The sequence below is a fragment of the Paenibacillus sp. Paensp38 genome (assembly GCF_059491915.1).
On the sequence record NZ_CP168516.1, the window covers coordinates 2,089,131 to 2,110,020 of the forward strand.

The window sequence follows — 20,890 nt, forward strand, 5'->3', positions numbered from 1 at the left end:
TCTAGATTTATAAAGTGAAGGTAGGAATGAAATGTTGACGAAAGAAGAAATCAAGCAGCTTTTGAAAAATGATATTTTGTCACTGACTTTAAAGCCGGGTACTCTACTGAGTGAGACGACTTTGTCAGAACGCTTCCAGCTGTCCAGAACTCCGCTACGCGATGTATTAAAGTGGCTTGCGCTCGAGTCCTACATTGATATTTATCCCAAGAAGGGGAACATTGTGTCCTATATTGATCTGGAGTCCGTTGAGCAAATTATTTACTTAAGAAGCGCATTGGAAAAGGAGATTATGAAGGAGCTTTCTTCGCAAATTACATTAAGCGATGTGCAGGAGCTGAGCGATATTCTGGACAGACAGAGAGCTGTGATCGAAGAAGATCATGCGACGGATCAATTTCTCAGTTTGGATGATCAGTTCCACCAAACCATGTTCCAATTGGTGGGGCGGGAGTTTCTTTGGCAGCTCATTCAGCAGTCAAATGTTCACTATATCAGATATCGCAAGCTGCATATGCTGGAAACAGGGAAGCTGATGGGCATCTGGCATGAGCACCAAGCTATGCTTGAATACATGCTGAATAAGGAAACAACCAAAATGGATGATCTGGTTCATCATCATCTTAGAGAGGATATCCATTCGCTCGATTTTCTTCGGAAGTTCGCTGATTATATCAAGAAATAAGGCGGCTAGCTTAAATTAACTTGTATGAATATTGAGGAAGTGGGGGAGTCATGGAGGCTGTTCTACGAGTTGGATATATCGGTGAAAGAGCGAGTAAGAAATGTGAGACTGCAGCAAAATTTATGGGCGGAAACGAGCTGGCCTTTGTCATTCCGTTTTTGCTCGTGAGTATTGTTATTTACCGTCAGGCGGTGGCCAAACTGGAGGAATTCTCACAGGAGTTTTCAGACTTGTATACATGTCAATTGAAAAAATACTGAAATATTTCTATGATTTAAGTGAAAAATGCCAGACCAATTCTAGATTATAAAGGGGGTAACCGTATGTGTAGATATGCAATATGCGGCCCATATAAAGATATCTTTGCCTGCTTTACCTGCAGGAAAGTATATAAGCAGACATCACGGTTTGAAATGCCGAAGGATGAATATGAACGGATTGTCCATGTCTGTCCGCAATGCCAGGCATCCATGCATGACATGGGTCATGATTTTCAGGCCCCGAAGCAAACGGATATCAAACAGTGGAAAAAGGTAGAGCTACTATATCAACAAGGATACACTTACCACTCCTGCGGCTGTGGTGGCCCCGGGTACAGACCCTCTCGGCTGATAGAGGTGCCTGAATTTCTGGAAACACAGCGAACGTTTGAGAATAAGGGAGAGGCGCTGCTGTACCGGCTTTTGCAAAGCTAGAACAAACGTATTTTGAAGCGTATCCAACAATTCGAAGAAGTCTACTCGTGGACAGGTTTTCTATCGGAATTTGTTTGATCGAGCAAAGCAGGTGTTGTAAGGTAGATCGACTTGGAATGAGATAATATTCTATGTCATGCAGCACCTGTCGGGTAATAAGAATTTCATCCCATTCATTGCTGCGAAATCGCGGCTTTTTTTATTTTAAGAAGTGATAGCGGAAATCAAAAAAGAACCTGGATAGTTTTATCAGGTTCTTTTATATTGCATATAAAACAGACACGATGATATAATCAGATTATCTTTTATAAAGATGTAGTAGACATAAATAACACATCTTACAATTAAATCTTACCATGCCGCTAAACTCTTGTCAAATGTTTTTTTCTCAATTTAATGGTTAGGAGAGATGTTGAATGAATTCACTAGTTCTCGATTTTCAAGAAATGGATAACACTCAGCTTTTGCTTGTTGGTGGAAAAGGGCTACACTTAGGGGCATTAACCAAAATGGAAGGAATACAAGTGCCAGAAGGGTTTTGTGTTACAACAGTGGGATATCAAAAAGCCATCGAACAAAACGAAATGATTCATGCTTTGTTGGATCGGCTAACTACGCTTAAAATAGAAGATCGAGAACAAATTTATGGAATTAGCAAGAAGATTCGACAGGCCATTATGGAAGTAGCCATTCCTTCCGATGTTGTGAAAGCAGTTGCTCACTATCTCTCCCAGTTTGGCGATGAATATGCTTATGCCGTGCGTTCTAGTGCGACCGCTGAGGATTTGCCGCATGCTTCTTTTGCTGGTCAACAAGACACTTATTTAAATATTATCGGCAAAGAATCCATCTTGGAGCATATCCGCAAATGTTGGGCTTCTTTATTTACGGAACGCGCGGTAATTTACCGAATGCAGAATGGATTTGATCACAGCCAAGTTTATTTATCTGTTATCGTTCAAAGAATGGTGTTCCCACAGGCTTCAGGGATTTTATTTACCGCTGATCCCATCACTTGCAACCGAAAGCTGCTCTCTATCGAAGCCAGTTTCGGACTTGGAGAAGCACTGGTCTCTGGCTTAGTCTCTGCCGATTGTTATCAAGTACAGGAAGGGGAAATCGTCGATAAGAGGATAGCAACCAAAAAATTGGCTATCTATGGACGAAGAGAAGGCGGAACAGAGACTCAGCAAATCGATCTCGATCAGCAAAGGACTCAAACCCTTACGGAACAACAAATTTTACAACTGGCACACATTGGAAGACAGATCGAAGAACACTTCGGCTGCCCCCAAGACATCGAATGGTGTTTGGCTGATGATACATTTTATATTGTCCAGAGCCGGCCGATCACCACTTTATATCCCATTCCTGAAGCAAATGACCAGGAGAATCACGTGTATGTATCTGTCGGTCATCAGCAAATGATGACTGATCCTATTAAACCACTGGGGATATCTGTTTGGATATTAACAGGTGCCACGCCCATGTTTAGAACTGGTGGCGGAAGGCTGTTTGTGGATATCACGATGGGCCTGGCTTCACCAGCTGGCAGGCAAAATTTATTGGATGTTCTAGGGCACTCCGATCCGCTCATAAAAGACGCGCTTATTACCATCATAGAGCGGGGAAATTTTATAAAATCGGACCCATATGACACAAGCGAACCGGGGCCCGTTAAAAGCCATAAGGGTATGTCGTCTGCGGATATTTTGGAAGAAGCAGGAAACGACCCGGAAATTGTTGCTGTTTTGATTAAGAGTAGTGAGACATCGTTATCAGCATTAAAACATAATATCCAAACGAAATCAGGATTGGATGTATTTGATTGTATCCTGGAAGATATGCAGCAACGGAGGCAGCGAGCGTCAGAACTGAAAAATTTGAATGTGATTATGGCCGCCATGCATGCTTCAGCATGGATCAATGAAAAAATGAATGAATGGTTAGGTGAAAAAAACGTAGCAGACACACTTTCCCTATCTGTACCTAACAACGTCACTTCGGAAATGGGTATGGAGCTACTGGATGTTGCAGATGTGATTCGTCCCTATCCGGAAATAATTGAGTATTTACAACAGGTAAAGGATGATAACTTTTTGGATGAACTGGTTCAATTCGAAGGTGGGCAGCAGGTGCGTGATGCTATTGCTGTTTATCTCGACAAATATGGAATGCGATGTGCCGGGGAGATCGATATTACAAGAACACGCTGGAGTGAAAAACCAAGTACACTGGTACCTATGATCCTCAGTAACATTAAAAACCTTGATCCTGGCGCCAGTAAACGAAAGTTTGAGCAAGGGCGACAGGAAGCTTTGAACAAAGAACAGGACTTATTAGCCCGATTGAAACAATTACCGGGTGGTGAACAAAAAGCCGAAGAGACAAAACAAATGATCGACCTGATCCGGAACTTCATCGGTTATCGTGAATATCCGAAATACGACATTGTTAGTCGCTACTTTATTTATAAACAGGCTTTACTAAAGGAAGCGGAACGACTCGTACAAGCCAACGTTCTTCATGAAAAAGAAGATATTTACTATCTCGCTTTTGAAGAATTGCAGGAAACCATACGCACAAATAAACTGGATTACCAGGTCATCGACAAACGAAAAGATGAGTACAGATTATATGAAAAACTAACTCCGCCACGTGTTATCACGTCTGATGGGGAAATCATTACGGGTCAGTACAAACGAGAAAATATCCCTGCCGAAGCTATTGTAGGCCTCGCTGTTTCTTCGGGTATTGTAGAGGGGCGGGCACGTGTGATCCTGAATATAGAAGGGGCTGATCTGGAAGATGGCGATATACTAGTCACCGCCTTTACCGATCCTAGCTGGACTCCATTGTTTTTATCCATAAAAGGCTTGGTTACGGAGGTGGGTGGACTGATGACCCATGGAGCCGTTATCGCACGTGAATATGGCTTGCCAGCCGTTGTCGGAGTGGAGAATGCGACCAAACTGATAAAAGATGGGCAACGAATTCGCGTGCATGGAACCGAAGGGTATATCGAAATATTGTAATGGCTGAATACGCTAAGTAATAGCCTCTGTCATAATGGACGGTATTAAATGCAACCTGTCATGGATAAAAGGGCGATTATCCTGTCGTCCTTTTATCCATGACACAAAGTACCCCCCAAAAATATCAACTGATTTTAATTTTTGGGGGGAATAATTTAAGAACTTATTTATTTGATGATCGAAAAAACACATTATTTAATGTGTAACAATAATCAGGAACCTTTAGGAGTTATCAATGGTTCCCTTGCTGCGATCAACACAATGATTTATACATAGCTGATCCGATCTAAATCTCTTGTGCTGCTGTGTGATTATTTATGATCATCTAATTTATGCGTACATGCAGAGGAAGACACACCGAAGTGTTTTTATTCAACAAAATCCAAAAGTGATTTCTATGATGTCCTACGTTATTGGGGTAAAGTGACAGACTTGACTTGAGCAGAGGTATTTCCGTAAATATCTTTAGCCAGCACGAGAATATGCAGCGTATCGCCCTGGGAGGCACCATCCTGTTTATATTTAGTAGTTGGAAGCGTTGCTGACCAATTGGTTTTATCTTCTGTAATAACGACACGAATGCCATTGACATAAACTTTAAGCTGTGCGATATCGCTTTGATCTGTGACTGAACCTTCCAAAGCGAGAACATCATCCGTGATTGAAGCATTCAACTTAAGTTCAGGGGTTCCTGTTTCCTTGCGTTTAGAGGGTGGGAGAGAAGTTTGCGGGTTATAGGAAAACGTTTCATCCTCAAGAGCTGGCGTGCGTGCTGCAATAGGACGGTTTTTGGTAGCCTGCTCATAGGAATAAGCGTAACGAAGCAGGTCGTTATCGCTGTATGCGGCACCTGCCATTGTCAGATTAACGGGCATTCCGGTATCCTTCATAGCGCCCATACTCACAGACACACTTGGGATCCCGTACTCGCGTAGAATAAAATTCGTATTGGAGAAATAGTTGCCATTCTCCCAAGCCTCCTCATAGGATGTTTCATTCACATCGGAGTCAGCTTTACCGATATTCGAATTTGCCGGGAATACAATAAAATCAAGGTTGTTTTGCTTCATCCAATTTTCAAAATCAATCTTTCGTACATTTTCAAGCCCCCGTAGTCCTTCTTGAAACTGAGGAATTTGTTCGTAAGGGGTGACGCCTTTCTTTATGGTTTCAATAAATATGTCATAGTGGCCAAGGTCTCTGCCACGTTTGGCATCTACCGAACCGGGTGGATTCGGGAAGACGGTTGCAGGGTCTATATTAGCCCATGACGGGAAATTCGGATCGTCCACACTTTTAAGGAATTCCTCAGCTGCATAGGGATTAAGCAGCCCGAATTCCTTTTCAGCCCACTTTGCCGGCATTAAACCACGTTCTTCAGGTGTTTTCGCTGTTGCCCGGTCCTTCTCGCTGTTGGCCTGCAAGGGGAAGTCAACTTCCACAACCTCAGTTCCAAGAGCAGTTAAATCCTTTACAGCTTTTTCCCATAATGCCTGTATCGAAGGTCTGAATTTGATCGGAGTTGAGGTTTCATGGTCCTTACCGATATAGATTTTCGGAACGCCAATGCGTTTGCCTTGCAAAGCTTGAATATCTCGTAGTTCTAAATAGGATTTGGGACGGACACTGTTGACGGAAGGGAGCCGAACGGCTTTCTGTTCTCGCCAGAAATCACCCTTGGTAATCTTATCTTCTACAACGATCACGTCAAGCAAGCGGAGCATGTCCTCGACAGTCCTCGTATGTGGGACAACGACATCCCGTATAGGGAAGAGAGGCCAATTCCCCCGAATGGAGATTAGGCCTCGCGATGGCGTGTAGGCAATTAAACCATTGTTCGATGCTGGTGATCTTCCAGAGGATACCGTTTCTTCCCCCATGCCGAAGGCAGCGAAGTTGGCGGCTGTTGATACACCAGATCCGTTAGAGGAGCCGGAGTACCAGGCTGCAGCCAAATAATTTGGATTGTACGGACTTTCAGCACGGCCATAAACACCTCTTTGCATTCCCCCTGCTGCCATTGGCGGCATGTTGGTTTTACCAATGAGCACCCCACCGGATTTACGTATCTTCTCTACTGTAAAGGCATCGTCCTTTGACATCAGGTTTTTGAAAGCTGGAGATCCAGAAGCGACAGTAAGTCCCTTAACCTTGTAACTGTCTTTAACCGTGTAGGGGATGCCTTGCAGAGGCCCGGTTTTAATACCTTGCGCCCTAAGTTGATCAGCCTGAGCAGCTTCTTTTAGTACGTCGGGGTTCAGAACAGGGATGGAATTCAGTCGAATGCCACTAGAATCATAGGCATATACCCGGTTAAGGTACAGGGCGGTGAGCTCGACACTTGACAGTGCTCCTGACTTCATCGCTTCCTGCATTTGAGCAATCGTAGCCTCTTGCAATTGAAATGTGACTAGAGAGGAGGCGGGGTCACTAGTTTTACTAGAGGATGAGGGTGAAGGAGCGGCGGATGCAAGCGGGCATCCCGTGAAAGTTAAAATCATACCAACTGCAATCCATTTGCAATAGTTGCTGACTACATACCTTGTATTCGCTTTTAGCGTTCGTGCGTACATAGCATTTCACTCCTTAAAATTAGGTAGGATCAGGAATTTAAAAAGAGAGGGATGAGAAAGGCACTTTTATAGCATAAATGTTTCTAATTATACTACTTATTTTCATGTAGAATGTCAATTTTTGTAATGCACAATACAAAGAAATTCGTTACTTTTAAGTGTGAAATCTAGTAATCCATGAGTCAGATTGTTGCATCATCGCTGATTCAAGTTTTGAAATGAAAACGACACCGTTTTGGTGCCGTTTTTTCGCGGGAGGAGGCAATAGAGGCTTAATTCTTACGTTTTAATTTATGACTTGATTCCTTTTTAACAGCTCCCATAATTGATCAGCCACATCATTTGGCGATTGAGGCATGTTATTCAGAATCCACCATTGCTTCAGAAACAAGTAAGGTTGAACGTTTGGTATAGGAATAGGTTAAAAACCGATTGGACATAATTAAATGTGTTGGTGAACGGTTCTGGAAGGAAATATATGCGTACATATCATGACATTTTAATTCCTGCACCAATGAATAAAGAGTAATTTTAGTAGGTAACTTTGTGTCAATGTACAACAGAAGTCTACATTATCTATATTTACATATGTACAAAATACGGGTTTTGTGAACATGTATAAAGAAAACCGTATAACAGCTTGGCTTTAGCGGCGTTGTTGTACATTTGTACATTGACACAAAGTTCCCTACTTAAGCAGTTTAATCGGAATTTTGAGTAACTTAGTTTTTTTCTCCAAGCGAATGAGGTGATTTTTTTATTATCAAACTAAGTAGGAAACTTTGTGTCACTTATTTGACGAGCCCTACATTACTTATCCATATTATTAACCGCATTTCACATTTCTTCATCTGTTAAATGTGTATAGATCATGATTGTTTGTATTGAGGAATGTCCTAATTGGTTCTTCAATCTAGGCACATCATTGCTCTCTAAGTGGTAACGCGTTGCAAATGAATGTCTTAGAGAATGCACGATTAATGCTGGTTTTCCAAAAGCTGAAGCATACTTTTCAATTAGTTTTTCAATGGATCGCTGAGTTAAACGTCGGCTTTTTCCTTTACGACCTATGGGAGCTGCAATAAACAAAAAGCTTTCATTTTTTTCTGGGATATATCTGGATTCTCTAATCTGCAATAAGTAACTCAAAGTTTGCATAATTTTGTAATCTCGAATAAATTTATCTTTTTCATTTGTCCTTGCTTAATGATGCTTATGAAACAATCGTTTCTGTGAGCATCATATCCAAAAAGGCAAATTAACTTATATTTCAATCATTTCCAAGAATTATGGTGTATTAGATTATTTAGATTACGACGTCTCTCCCAATTCACTTGCTCTAGGATTGGTTTTGTAGGATAAAAATCCGTATAACCTAATGAAACCAAAGCAATAGGATCAATATGTGGTGGAATATTTAGTATTTCCCGTACGTCTGTTTTCTTGTAAAAACTCACCCATCCCATAGCTATTCCTTCTGCATAAGACGCCAACCACATATTTTGGATACAACAGGCGACGGATAGAATATCTGTTTCAGGAATAGAATTTCGCCCAATTACATGTCCCCCACCTCTAGTTGGATCACATGTAATACAGATCGTTATAGGTGCTTCCCTTATACCCTCTAATTTTAACGAGAGAAATCTTGTCTTTTTTTCATCTTCATAGTGTATGGACAAGGCCTGTATTTCTTTATGACATGCATACGCCAATCGTTCTTTAACTTCTTGAGAGTCAATTACAATAAAATCCCAAGGTTGCATAAAACCAACGGAAGGTGCATGATGACCAGCCATTAATATGTTGTTTAACTTATCTTTGGATATGGGTTTTCCATTAAATGATCGAATATCTCTCCCTTCAAAAATGGCTTTAAATATTCCTTTTCTTTCATTATCATTTAACAATTTAATTCCTCCCTTAAAACAAAAATCCCCAGAATGCGCCAGTACTCAGATTATTATGACAGGGTTTCAGGTTCAAGTTTACATTGAAGTTGGTATTTTATGATATAACTCTTATGCTTGAAATCAATATTATCTCTTGCAGTTCATTATCAATCCGTAGTCTAAACTGCCTGACCCTCAAAACAACGAACTACGATCACAAAATTATAAACTTTTCACAGACTGACTCAATTGAACAACCCCACATAAACTATCTGGGACTTCAAAGCCCGGCTTATCTAAAGATAAGGCTTTAACTTATCAATTGCGACTTGGAACAAATCATCCGGCAGCAGTTTATAGATATTGCCATCGATCACGTACATCTGCGTTGTCTTCCTGCGCGCTGACCAATAATTAAAATAGCCGAATAGTCGTTTTTCTTCCCGGCTTTGATAGCTGATCCAATGTACTTGGCAAGTTCCATTTCCTCAAACTCAGGCAACCTGTCCCAATACATGAGATTCTAAAATATGTATTCATCGCTTGCTGCACATCAAATAATAATAGTCCAAATACTCGCTCCATATAATCAGCGATTCTGCAAATACCTTGGCATTGTCAAGAACTCTTTCTATATAGGTCACAAAATCTGGTTGTAGTGCTTCTCCAAGTGCCACAGCTTTTGCTGCAATGACATTCATAAGTGGGCTCCCCTTGTATCCCTGGGATCAACACCATAAGAAACAAAATTATAAAAAAGTTATAGGAAACCATTATGATATCGCTTTGGGACTGCAAACCGGCAGCGGTAAGACTCTAGTTAGAAAGGTAACCCCAAGAAAGAGATTTTCGAAACAGTTACGAGTTCGCTGGCATTGGCGGCATCCAGATAATCCGCCCCCAATGCCAGAATTAGATTGTATTGTTCCTCACGCGACGCTTTGCCCTCTCAATGCACAGTCGGCCGTGGACAGTGGCTCCACTTTTGTGAACACGACAAAATCGGCGTCAACTTCATTAAGTGATCGTGCTACTTTATCCAAGATCCCTATTCGTTTCGTGAAGGAGTGTCCGGTAACCATTATTATATCAATCGTTCACTCTTTGATATGCCTGAATCCCAATCTTCAAGCGCTGCAATCCATCAGTTAGTCGTTTTTTAGGGCAGGCGTAGTTCAATCGAATGAAATCGTGTCCATTGCCGCCATAGATGGCGCCGTCCGAGACATACAGCCCCGTTTCTTTCCTTATGAATTTACACAGTTGACTTACATTAGGAGTTATGTTCCGGCAATCGATCCAAGCCAAATAAGTCGCTTCCGAATGGATAATTCGGAGCTGCGGCAGTTCACTAGCCAGATAATGTTCGAGATATTGCTTGTTCGCCATGAGATATTCCAATAAGGCTTGCAGCCAGGGTTCGCCTTCCGTAAAGGCAGAGATTGCTGCTTCAATCGCAAAAAAGTTAGGTTCGGCCACTTCATCGGTGTTAATGCCACGGTGTACAAGTTTACGAATCTTCGAATTCGGCACGATAATACTTGAAGTTTGAATTCCCGCAAGATTGAAAGTTTTCGTCGGTGCCACACAGGTGATGCAATTTTGTGCGATCACTTCCGATACGGAAGCTAACGGAATGTATTGGTGGTCTGGGTGTGTTAAGTCGCAGTGAATTTCATCGGAAAGGATAAGGACCTCATGTTTGACGCAGAGCGTGCCGAGTTTCTCAAGAACTTGTTTGTCCCATACTTTACCTATGGGGTTGTGCGGATTGCAGAAAATCATAAGCGTTGTGTCAGGATCGGCTAGCTTTTTCTCCACATCGTCAAATTCGATCGAATATCCATTGTCTTTGTAAATCAACTCACTTACTAGAACTTCTCGTTGATTGTTCTTTATGGAGTTGTAGAAAATGTTATAGACAGGCGCAAGCACTAGCACTTTGTCGCCGGCTTTGGTCATTTTGCGTACGATAGATGATATCGCCGGCACTACCCCCGTGCAAAACATAATCCATTCTTTTTGGATCTGATATTGATGTCTCTTTTCCCACCAATGGGCAACTGCATCATAATAAGTATCTGGTATCGAGGTATATCCATAAATACGATGGTCTAATCTCTTTTGCAGAGCATCGACTATAGCAGGCGAAGTCTCAAAGTCCATATCCGCCACCCACATCGGCAACTCTTCAAATCCAACATCCCATTTATAAGAGTTAGTGGCCAAACGCTTCGTCATTTTATCAAAATTAAAGGACAAATCGATCACCTGCTTTATCCAGCTCATATCGGGTGTAGGCAGCGTTGATTTCTTCGTCATTGATGATGATTTCGCCGATATCCTTTGCTTTGATTTTCCCTGAGATTGGATTTTTCACGCTATCAATTGAGGTCTTGGTTTCCACATCAATGGTTGAATATTCGAATGCCAAGTCGGTATTCAGAATCGTTCCGTTCTCGATTACGAGACGGTCCATGTAGCACATTCCCTGATTGCTTTCGATAGTACAGTTGATAAAGGAGATGTTTTTCGAATTCCAGCCTAAATATTCTCCGATGATCAATGAATCATAGACGGTGACATTCTCGCAATTCCAGAAGGCGTCCTTTGAAATAATCTTCGCATTGCGAATCTCCATATCCTTAGCTCCGTCGAATGCGTAGTTCCCCGCTAATGTGAAATTGTCGATATTGATATTTGCACTATTCATTCCAAAGTAATCACCTTTTGCGGTCACATGATGCAAGTGAATATCTTCGCAATTCCATAAGGTTTCTTGCGCGTTGGGCAGATCGACATACGTCAGTCGGATTCCGCTCGAACGCCGAAATGTCTTTGGCGCCTCTATTACGCTGTCACTGATGACAATTTGATGTGTATACCATATTCCCGATCGGGCCATATCAAGGAAAGTGCTACGATTAACACGAATATTATTGCAATACCACAAGGGATACTTCCATTTAAAAATGCTATTATCGATAGTAATATCGTTGCTTTCCTTCAGGGGGGACTCGCCATCTGCAAAAATGGAATTAGTGACCATGAGGTTCTTTCTCTTGAAAAGTGCTCGTTCTCCGGTAAGCATTTGTTGATCGATCGTTTGCATAATACTGTCTCCAATCGCTCAGTACTAGCTTCAAATCTTCTCTGACCCCATAATTCACAGAATAGCAACAGAGGGTTTCAGATTTATTAGAAGCTTATATAAACGGCAGCATCGACGGCTGCCGTTTATATGTGTTAATCCATTTACTATAGCTTAATATATACTTCATCCAGTACGGGTTCTAACCAATCTGTTTGTCCTGGTGTAAGAGCTAAGTGAACAAACCAGCTGTCCTTTGTAGCCCCATGCCAATGTTTAATGAACGCTGGAATGTTTACCACATCGCCTGTTTTGAGTAATTGAGCTGGCCTTCCTTCTTCTTGATACCACCCCTCACCGCCAGTAACTAACAACACTTGCCCAGTGTGATGAGAGTGCCAGTTGTTGCGGGCACCGGGAGCAAAGGTTACATTCCCGATTGCTGTATTGAGTGGTGCTGGATCGGTAAACACCATTTGTAAGTACGCGTCTCCGATAAAGTTTTTTTCGACTTTTTGACCCAATGGGAAGAGTGTGCTATGGCTTAAGTGCTCGTTCTTCATTTTTCATCTCTACTTTCTTATATTTTTAACGTTATCCAACTTGAGCTGTTGGTCGAATGATCATCTCATTAATGCCCACATCCGATGGTTGCTCGATGGCAAAGGCAATGGCACGTGCGATGCTGTCTGCATCGATTGCTATCTTGTAAAAATCATCTAAGCCCGCTTTCATTGCCGGATCAGTTGTCGTCTCCAGCAGTTCGCTGGTCACAGCCCCCGGCGAAATATTGGTCACACGAATATTTGTACCACTCATCGCTTCTTCTTGACGCAAGCCTTCAGAGATTGCTCTTACGGCATGTTTGGTACCACAATAAACTGTCCCGCCTGGGTAGATGTTGTGTCCAGCCACGGATGAAAGGTTAATAATATGACCTGATTTCCGTTCTCTCATAGATGGAAGGACTGCCCCGATTGCGTACAATACCCCTTTGATATTGACATCGATCATTCGGTCCCATTCATCAACCTTTTTCAAAGCAAGAAAAGCCTGCGGCATGATTCCAGCATTATTGACTAAAACATCAATTTTTCCAAACTCGTTAAGCGCATATGCAGCAAGATCCTCCATTTGTTGGTGCGAACTTACATCCGTCACTTTATATATAGCTTGTCCGCCGCTTTGTTCAATTTCATCTTGTAATTTCTTTAACCGGTCTTCGCGGCGAGCGGCAAGAACCAATTTTGCTCCTTTGGATGCCAGTTCTTTTGCAGCTGCTTCTCCAATACCGCTGGACGCTCCTGTAATAATAACTACTTTTTCTTGAATATTTGACATTTTAGATAAACATCCTTTCTTAATTTTAGGTACACTTTCATCTATAAAAAAAATCTATTTTTTCGCTTAATTTCTCTTTCTATTCTGGAATGATTTCATTCACACAACTCAAAGCATTTAATGTTCTCGGAAAACCCATATAAGGAAGGCAATGAGTGATGGCCGTGATCATCATATCCTTGTCATTGCCTACATTCAGGTTGCCTTGCACATGTGCCTTGACTTGACTTTCACAACCGCCGAGACTACTCACAATACAGAGGGTCAGCAACTCCCGTGTTTTCAGATCAAGGCCTCCACGAGTATAGAAGTCACCAAAACAGAAGGCAGAAAGATAGTCCTGTATATGCTTTTGATTGTATGGGACATTCTTCCTGTTCTTTTCAATGATATCGCCAAAGATTTCTACCTGCACTGCAAGGCCTTTGTCTAACCGATTCTCTTCTTCAACCTGCTTTTGACTTTCGAGAGGTAACTCGATATTTCTGGATTGGAAAACCTCATTAATCTCCGCGATGGCATTTAGCGTTTTAGGGAATCCTAAATAAGGGGCACAATGGTAAATGGCCTCTTTAATTTCTACCGGAGTTAGTCCAACGTTCAGTGCAGCATGAGCATGCGCCTTGAGCTGAGGTAACGTTTGATTCGTTACAAGCACCACCAGAGTGATAAGCTCACGTTGTTTATCGTCCAACTTCCCTTGATAAAAAACTTCCCCAAAAATAAAACGGCTCAGGATGTCCTGAAAATCAGGATCAGTAGCGTATGCTCCCGGCATTCCATTACCAAATAGCTGTTTAAATGTTTCTTCACTCTTTTCAATTCGATTCATAACTGTGCCTCCTGCTTGTTTTTTTTGTGGATGAATAAGACCCACTGAAAGAATGACGATAATTGCGACGCGGTAACCTCCAATTCCCGTCTCTATGATGAAGCCAACAGGCTTAGCATCACCATTCTTCTAGACAAGTTTAGGATTCAGCGCATAAGCCACATAATCCTTGGCACTTTGCTCTAGCTCCTCATCTGACAGGTGTTGCATTACACCATACAAGATATATGGTGTCAAATAGCGTGTTCCAATCAAGTTACTGGTTGCCTGAAGAGGTCGCAGCAGCTCGGAAACGGTGTATTTAAAATTACCGTCTGGTAAATAGTTTTCTTTAGCAGCGCCGGTAGAAACGGCAATCAGCAGCTCTTTTCCGTGCAGCTTGTCCCCTTTGCTTCCAAATGCCCAGCCATGAGTTAGGACTACATCCTCCCATTTTTTCAACAATGAAGGCGTACTGTACCAGTAGAAAGGGAATTGCAAAACGATGCGATCATGCTGCTCCAATAGCCTCTGCTCGGCAGCGACATCGATCTTCTCATTCGGGTATGCCTCATAAACACGATGAATTGTAACACCAGCTTGCTTCTCCATTTCTTCCGTTAAGCGACGATGAACACGGGAAGCAGTTAAATCAGGGTGAAAAACAAGAATGAGTATTTTCATTTTAAATTTTCTCCATCCAAGAATTTTTTTTCTATCAATTATTTAAATGGATACCAAGTTCAAGAGCTAGTTTAATAATTGGGCAACTGTGTTCTTTATTTAGTACTCATTGATGGGAATCACGACCTGCTCACCAAAGCTCAAACAGCCATGACAAAGACGATGTACTTCTAATCCGGTATTACCAAGTTAACTATTTTACTCCTCATTTTTCAGTGGACTATTTACAGCTTTGTCTGCTAAAATCCGTCCTGCAACACCTATATTATCTAGTTCATTTTCCCTTACGAACACAAAGAATGCTTGTTCAGGTATATTCATGATAGTTGAAGCTGATGTAGTAAGGTCTTTTACTAACTTTCTTTTTTGCTCTTTAGTTAATTTAGCTGCTTCAATTGTAATTACAGGCATAATTTATTCTCCTTTATTGTGAGTTTATGTCTAATGACGACGAGCTGACACAAAAACTCATGTGCATCTCTCTTATCAAAGAGACCGTGCGACACCAATTTATATGAATTTAAAAATGACCAACGATTCGGTGCGGTACATATGGTTCTTCCAAAAACGCAATTTCTTCAGCAGTTAATTGAATAGATAGAGCAGCTTCTGCATCTTCGAGCTGGGATATTTTTGTCGCACCGACAATAGGAGCGGTTACCGGTTCTTTATGCAGAAGCCACGCAAGTGCGATGTGAACCCGGCGAACACCATGTTTCTCTGCCAAACTCGCAACCCGGTTCACCACCAATTGATCCGCATCTGTTGTTGCATCATATTTTTGTTTTGCAATTTCATCAGTTTCGGCACGATGTGTTGTTGTCTCCCGCGCCAATCTTCCTCCTGCGAGCGGGCTATAAGGAATGACCCCAATTTTTTCTTCCTTACAAAGTGGGAGCATCTCTCGCTCCTCTTCACGGTAAATGAGATTTAAATGATTCTGCATTGATACAAATCGGGTCCACCCATTCTTCTCAGCTATATGTAAAGCTTTCTCAAACTGCCATGCCCACATTGCAGAGGCTCCGATGTATCTTGCCTTACCAGCCTTAACTATATCGTGCAATGCCTCCATCGTCTCTTCGATAGGCGTGTTATAATCCCAACGATGAATTTGATACAGATCGACGTAGTCGGTTTTCAATCTCTTAAGGCTCTTATCGATTTCGCTCATGATCGCCTTGCGGGAAAGTCCAGCGCCATTGGGTCCTTGATGCATTCGTCCATGTATTTTAGTCGCGATGACAATTTCATCACGATTCGAAAAATCCTTTAATACACCTCCAATTATTTCCTCACTTGTCCCTTCAGCGTACACGTTTGCAGAATCAAAAAAATTGATTCCAAGCTCCAGAGCTTTTTTTATGATCGGACGAGCGCGTTCTTCATCAAGTACCCATCGATGATGACCTTTTCGTGCGTCTCCAAAACCCATACAACCAAGACAAATCCGGGATACATCCAAGCCAGTATTTCCAAGTTTCGTATAATCCATTTCATGGTTCCTTCCTTTCGTTTGGTGCGATCTTGACTTGCCTCAGAACGGGTACGCGTACTGATCATTGAGTTTAGATAACTCCAAATAAAAAATGAACATTGATTGTTTAATCAACTTACGTTTATAATTCTAAACGGAAACAAAATGCTTGCAATAATCAATTTCTTTCGATGTGTGGATTACTCAACAAATTATCCGTAATTGCCGATTATCTCAGTAAGGGGACTTTAAAAATGACTAAAGTGGACAGAAGGGTACTCAAATCTCAAGAAGCCATAAAGAAAGCAATACTTGAACTGATGACTGAAAAAAACTTTGATGACATTACAATTCGGGATATTTCTGATAGGGCAAATGTTAATCGAGGAACAATCTATCTCCATTACATGGATAAATTTGACTTGCTAGATAAGATAATTGAAGAACATATAAACAATCTCCGTGAACTTTGCCACACAGCATCTGAAATGAGTTTCCAAGAAGGAAATTATGTCTGGTTCGAATACTTTGCAGACAATCATTTGTTCTTTTCAACCATGCTAAACACGAAAAGTTCAGCTTATTTTCGTACTCAATTCCTTGATTTAGTCGTCCAGGAGTACAAGGTAGAAGTCGATGTAACAGAAGGAAAAAATCAAGGCTTAAGTGAAGATGTCATTCTTCAATTTTTTGGGGCCGCGGTCGTGGGGATCGTAGAATGGTGGTTTAAGAATGGAATGTCAGTCCCCCCTCGTGTCATGGCAGAACAAACTGGGATATTGTTAGATAGAAATTTTTAAATTGCATTCCCAACAAATCTAGTAAATCGAGTAATTTCTTGTACTGAGGTTATTTAAACAAAATTCTCATCCTAATTTTGTGATGAGGGTAGGGTTTTGAATATTGTTCTCGCATTCGGAACTTGAACACTAGAGATAAGGCCCATACCCGGCACAGTACAAAAACATGAAGCGGCACCCGCTCCATGTTTTGTACTTAAATTCATAACTTTATTTCCTATTGAGAACACGATCCCGAATAACAAGAAAATGCTTACCACAAGAAGACTTGCTCATGTTAGTGAGAACAAGAGAATATATCGCATTTTAAATTAAGGGTCTTGTTTAGAAAAAGTTTGTAAGCGTCACATCTGGTCGACTGTGATTCCATCATCAACTAGCTATGGCTGTATAAACTTAGTCTAAATCTTCTCCATTGCTACTAATTACTTTCTTATACCAATTAAAGGACTTTTTCCTACTACGACTTAACGTACCATTTCCCTGGTCATCTTTATCCACGTAGATGAAACCGTATCTTTTGTTCATTTCTCCAGAGCTTGAGCTTACTAAATCAATGCACCCCCAGGTTGTATATCCTAGCAACTCTACGCCATCTTCTTTTACAGCAGCTTTAAATGCTCGGATATGTTCACGAATATACTCGATTCTGTAATCATCCGAGATACATCCATTTTCATCAGGCTTGTCCGCAGCTCCCAACCCATTCTCGACAATAAATAATGGTTTTTGATAGCGATCATACAATGCATTTAATGTAATTCTCAGCCCGAGTGGGTCAATTTGCCAGCCCCATTCACTTCTTTTTAAATGGGGATTTCGTAATGTCGGAAAGAGATTGGCAGCGGTTTGAGTATTAACTGCTGGGTCGGCACTTGTTAATCGCGAACCATAGTAACTAAATGAAACGAAGTCAACTGTATTATTTTTCAGAAGCTCCTCATCATCATCTTCCATTTTCAGATGTATATTCATTCTTTCGAACATTTTTTTGGCATAATTCGGGTATTCACCACGAGATTGTACATCCACAAAGAAGTAATGCTCTCGATCCCTTGTTATGGCTTTCCATACGTCTTCAGGAGCGCAAGTATAGGGGTAAGTGCTGGCACCCGCCAACATACATCCTATCTTGAATTCGGAATTTATTTTGCGTGCAATTTCAGTAGCTTTAGCACTCGCGGCCAATTGGTGATGAGCTGCCTGATACTTCACAGCTTCTTCATCTTCATCTTCATCAAACACCAATCCTGAGCTCCCGAATGGTAGGTGTAATAACATATTGATTTCATTAAAAGTTAGCCAATACTTCACTTTATCTTTGTAGCGAGTGAATAGTGTTTCGCATAGTCTTTCATAATAATCAACCATTTTACGGCTTCTCCAAGAACCGATGGTTTTTACCAAATGCATCGGCACATCAAAATGAGTGATCGTTACTAAAGGCTCTATATTATATTTTAAACACTCATCAAAAACATCATCGTAGAACTTCAAACCTTCTTCGTTGGGTAATGGATCATCCCCATTTGGATAGATTCGTGTCCATGCAATAGATAAGCGGAAGCATTTGAAGCCCATTTCTGCAAATAAAGCAATGTCTTCCTTATAATTATGATAAAAGTCGATGGCTTCATGGCTTGGATAGAAATGTTCATCATCACATTCCATCATTTTCATCTTACCTTTCATTACAGAAACGCGATCCTGTCCTGCGGGTATAACATCGACGGTTGACAATCCCTTATTCCCTTCCAAATATCCACCTTCACATTGGTTTGCAGCAGTTGCTCCTCCCCATAAAAAGTCTTTGACTAAAGTCATTTATAATCCACTCCTTGAATTTGATATGGTTACACTATTAGGACTAACAACTCATTGTTAAAATCAGTGACTGCACTACTGTTATTAGTTAGCACATCAGCATAACTGTAAGTATTCGTAACGATCACCGGGGTCTGGGTAACATATCCTTCCTCTCTGATTTTCTCCAAATCAAACGTGATTAGTGTCTGTCCCTTGGTAATTCTCTGACCCTCTTCAACATGAGCTTCAAAGTACTTCCCATTCAGTTTAACGGTGTTCAATCCTATATGGATGAGTATTTCAACCCCATCATCGGAGAGTAAACCGATTGCGTGTTTCTTGGGAAACAGCGAAACAATTTTCCCATCAAAAGGAGCGACCACTTTTCCTTCGCTTGGCTCAATGGCAACTCCTTTTCCCATTGCTTCTGTGGAGAAGGCCGCATCTTGAACATCCTTCAATGGAATCATTTCACCTTTGATAGGACTTGTAATAACCGTATTTTTAAGTGTGATGATTTTATCGTTTGTGGTGACTTTATTCTGCTCAGACGTTTCTTTCTCATATTTTAAGGTTAATAAGTAGGTAAGCACTGCAGTTATAACCGTTGTAATTAATAATGCGATGAGTATATTATAGAAATTCCAAATGTTTTCTCCAATATAAAGCGGAATAGCTGGAAGCCCTGATGAACCTGTTGCATAACGTGAAACTTCCATAACCCCTGCGTAAAGCCCTCCAGCAGCGGATCCAATCATAGCCGCAACAAGAGGATATTTTTTAGGTAAATTAACACCGTAAAGTGCTGCTTCTGTAATTCCCATTAAGCCTGTAATTCCACTTGTAGTGGAGATTTGCTTGGATACTGTATCCTTTGTTCTCCAACTGACAATCAACGCGGCTACACCTTGCGAAATATTGGATATCATGGCTCCAGGTCCAATGATATTTTCATATCCCAATGTCGTGATTTGAGCCAATGATAACGGAACGATACTGTGATGAAGTCCAAACATAACAAGGAGTGGCCAGAAGGTTGCAATTATGAAAATGACCACCCATGCTCCGTGCGATCCCAAAAAATCAAACCCCATTGCCAAATATGTTCCGAAGAAAGAACCTAGCGGTCCTAGTGCAGTTAAGGAAATAAATCCAACAACCAGAATGGTAAACATCGGAACAAAAATAATTTTTACAGCGTTAGGAATGACTCTTTTAAAGAATGGTTCAATGTAGGATTGCGCCCACACGGTTAATAGAATCGGAACAACCGATGAACTGTAAGCAACAAGTGTCAATGGAATATTAAAAACGCTAACATTATTACCCGCAGTTCTCAATAGATCCAGATTCGGATGAAGCAATATCCCAGCCAACACAAGTGCCAGTACAGGGCTGCATTTTAATTTGTTTGCAGCCGAATATGCTAATAAGAAGGGTAAGAAATAAAAAATGGCATCCGACATGAAATTGATTACATAGTAAGTTTGTGACGCTTTTGAAACTACATTAAATAAGATCAGCAAAGCCAATAGCGCTTTTATCATTCCCGCGCCTGCAATAGCCGGAACGATTGGACTGAATGTACCTGAAATAAAATCGATTAATTTGCCAAAAACGCTTACATTTTTTTCGTTAGATAATGTATCATCTATATTTTCTGCATGTTTTATATATTTGATCACTTCCTCATATACTTCTTCAACATGGGTGCCAATAACCACCTGAAATTGTCCGCCGCTTTCAATCGCATCAATCACGCCATCTAAAGCTTTAATAGCGTCTTGATCGGCTTTTTTATTTTGGTTTAGTGCGAATCTAAGCCTTGTCATACAATGAGTTAGTGTTGATACATTTTCACTACCACCAATCTTCTCTACAATATCCTGAGCTAATTTTTCATATTTTTTGCTCATTAGAAAATGCCCCCTCTTCTTGTTGTTGAACAATGAATTACGCCTTTTATTTATTAAACATAAACAACTTTACCTGCTAAATAA

Annotated in this window: 17 protein-coding genes and 2 pseudogenes; 5 read left to right on the forward strand and 14 right to left on the reverse strand. The window is 41.1% G+C overall.

Annotation, left to right across the window (positions count from 1 at the left end):
* Nucleotides 1-31 precede the first annotated feature (31 nt).
* From ACEN8J_RS09575 to ppsA, 4 genes are all read left to right on the forward strand, one after another.
* Nucleotides 32-685 carry a GntR family transcriptional regulator gene (locus ACEN8J_RS09575; RefSeq protein ID WP_029515188.1) on the forward strand — a complete coding sequence of 218 codons (654 nt, stop codon included), beginning with the start codon at nucleotides 32-34 and terminating at the stop codon, nucleotides 683-685.
* A gap of 50 nt (nucleotides 686-735) precedes the next feature.
* A complete protein-coding gene (locus ACEN8J_RS09580; RefSeq protein ID WP_029515189.1) occupies nucleotides 736-945 on the forward strand; it encodes a hypothetical protein in 210 nt (69 codons plus the stop codon).
* A gap of 63 nt (nucleotides 946-1,008) precedes the next feature.
* A complete protein-coding gene (locus tag ACEN8J_RS09585) occupies nucleotides 1,009-1,380 on the forward strand; it encodes a hypothetical protein (protein ID WP_029515195.1) in 372 nt (123 codons plus the stop codon).
* Between the two features lie 416 nt (nucleotides 1,381-1,796).
* On the forward strand, nucleotides 1,797-4,415 hold the full coding sequence (gene ppsA, locus ACEN8J_RS09590) for a phosphoenolpyruvate synthase (protein ID WP_495594437.1): 2,619 nt from the start codon (nucleotides 1,797-1,799) through the stop codon (nucleotides 4,413-4,415).
* Nucleotides 4,416-4,825: 410 nt separating this feature from the next.
* Here the strand turns inward: ppsA and ACEN8J_RS09595 are convergent, their stop codons facing one another.
* The 12 genes and pseudogenes from ACEN8J_RS09595 to ACEN8J_RS09650 form a co-directional block, all read right to left on the reverse strand.
* On the reverse strand, nucleotides 4,826-6,988 hold the full coding sequence (locus ACEN8J_RS09595) for an amidase (protein WP_069011849.1): 2,163 nt from the start codon (nucleotides 6,986-6,988) through the stop codon (nucleotides 4,826-4,828).
* Nucleotides 6,989-7,825: 837 nt separating this feature from the next.
* Nucleotides 7,826-8,128: pseudogene (locus tag ACEN8J_RS09600) on the reverse strand (tyrosine-type recombinase/integrase); the annotation flags it as partial.
* 134 nt (nucleotides 8,129-8,262) lie between these two features.
* Nucleotides 8,263-8,898: a 5,6-dimethylbenzimidazole synthase gene (gene bluB / locus ACEN8J_RS09605; protein WP_069011851.1), complete on the reverse strand. Its 636-nt coding sequence runs from the start codon at nucleotides 8,896-8,898 to the stop codon at nucleotides 8,263-8,265.
* Between the two features lie 204 nt (nucleotides 8,899-9,102).
* Nucleotides 9,103-9,602 (reverse strand): annotated as a pseudogene (locus ACEN8J_RS09610) (hypothetical protein); the annotation flags it as partial.
* Between the two features lie 367 nt (nucleotides 9,603-9,969).
* Complete coding sequence (locus tag ACEN8J_RS09615; RefSeq protein WP_256026092.1) at nucleotides 9,970-11,202, reverse strand: MalY/PatB family protein; 1,233 nt, start codon at nucleotides 11,200-11,202, stop codon at nucleotides 9,970-9,972.
* Nucleotides 11,132-11,992 (reverse strand): DUF3737 family protein, encoded by an 861-nt coding sequence (locus ACEN8J_RS09620; RefSeq protein ID WP_495594438.1) that lies wholly within the window; start codon nucleotides 11,990-11,992, stop codon nucleotides 11,132-11,134. Before ACEN8J_RS09620 ends, ACEN8J_RS09615 begins: the two co-directional genes overlap by 71 nt.
* A gap of 146 nt (nucleotides 11,993-12,138) precedes the next feature.
* Nucleotides 12,139-12,534 (reverse strand): cupin domain-containing protein, encoded by a 396-nt coding sequence (locus tag ACEN8J_RS09625; protein ID WP_029515203.1) that lies wholly within the window; start codon nucleotides 12,532-12,534, stop codon nucleotides 12,139-12,141.
* A gap of 31 nt (nucleotides 12,535-12,565) precedes the next feature.
* Nucleotides 12,566-13,312, reverse strand: a complete 747-nt coding sequence (locus ACEN8J_RS09630) for an SDR family oxidoreductase (RefSeq protein WP_064964079.1) — start codon at nucleotides 13,310-13,312, stop codon at nucleotides 12,566-12,568.
* 79 nt (nucleotides 13,313-13,391) lie between these two features.
* A complete protein-coding gene (locus ACEN8J_RS09635; RefSeq protein WP_069011862.1) occupies nucleotides 13,392-14,144 on the reverse strand; it encodes a carboxymuconolactone decarboxylase family protein in 753 nt (250 codons plus the stop codon).
* A 129-nt stretch (nucleotides 14,145-14,273) separates the two neighbouring features.
* The gene (locus tag ACEN8J_RS09640; protein ID WP_069011864.1) at nucleotides 14,274-14,807 is read right to left on the reverse strand and encodes an NAD(P)H-dependent oxidoreductase; all 534 of its coding nucleotides are present in this window, start codon (nucleotides 14,805-14,807) and stop codon (nucleotides 14,274-14,276) included.
* A gap of 198 nt (nucleotides 14,808-15,005) precedes the next feature.
* Nucleotides 15,006-15,218 carry a 4-oxalocrotonate tautomerase DmpI gene (gene dmpI / locus ACEN8J_RS09645; RefSeq protein ID WP_061828371.1) on the reverse strand — a complete coding sequence of 71 codons (213 nt, stop codon included), beginning with the start codon at nucleotides 15,216-15,218 and terminating at the stop codon, nucleotides 15,006-15,008.
* Nucleotides 15,219-15,327: 109 nt separating this feature from the next.
* Nucleotides 15,328-16,302, reverse strand: a complete 975-nt coding sequence (locus ACEN8J_RS09650; RefSeq protein ID WP_029515209.1) for an aldo/keto reductase — start codon at nucleotides 16,300-16,302, stop codon at nucleotides 15,328-15,330.
* Nucleotides 16,303-16,538: 236 nt separating this feature from the next.
* Between ACEN8J_RS09650 and ACEN8J_RS09655 the strand changes: the two genes are divergently transcribed.
* Nucleotides 16,539-17,084 (forward strand): TetR/AcrR family transcriptional regulator, encoded by a 546-nt coding sequence (locus tag ACEN8J_RS09655; protein WP_069011866.1) that lies wholly within the window; start codon nucleotides 16,539-16,541, stop codon nucleotides 17,082-17,084.
* 396 nt (nucleotides 17,085-17,480) lie between these two features.
* On the opposite strand, the gene ACEN8J_RS09660 is transcribed toward ACEN8J_RS09655, so the two are convergent.
* Both ACEN8J_RS09660 and ACEN8J_RS09665 read right to left on the reverse strand, forming a co-directional pair.
* Complete coding sequence (locus ACEN8J_RS09660; protein ID WP_069011868.1) at nucleotides 17,481-18,908, reverse strand: 6-phospho-beta-glucosidase; 1,428 nt, start codon at nucleotides 18,906-18,908, stop codon at nucleotides 17,481-17,483.
* 29 nt (nucleotides 18,909-18,937) lie between these two features.
* The gene (locus tag ACEN8J_RS09665; RefSeq protein WP_069011870.1) at nucleotides 18,938-20,806 is read right to left on the reverse strand and encodes a beta-glucoside-specific PTS transporter subunit IIABC; all 1,869 of its coding nucleotides are present in this window, start codon (nucleotides 20,804-20,806) and stop codon (nucleotides 18,938-18,940) included.
* Between the last annotated feature and the right edge of the window lie 84 nt (nucleotides 20,807-20,890).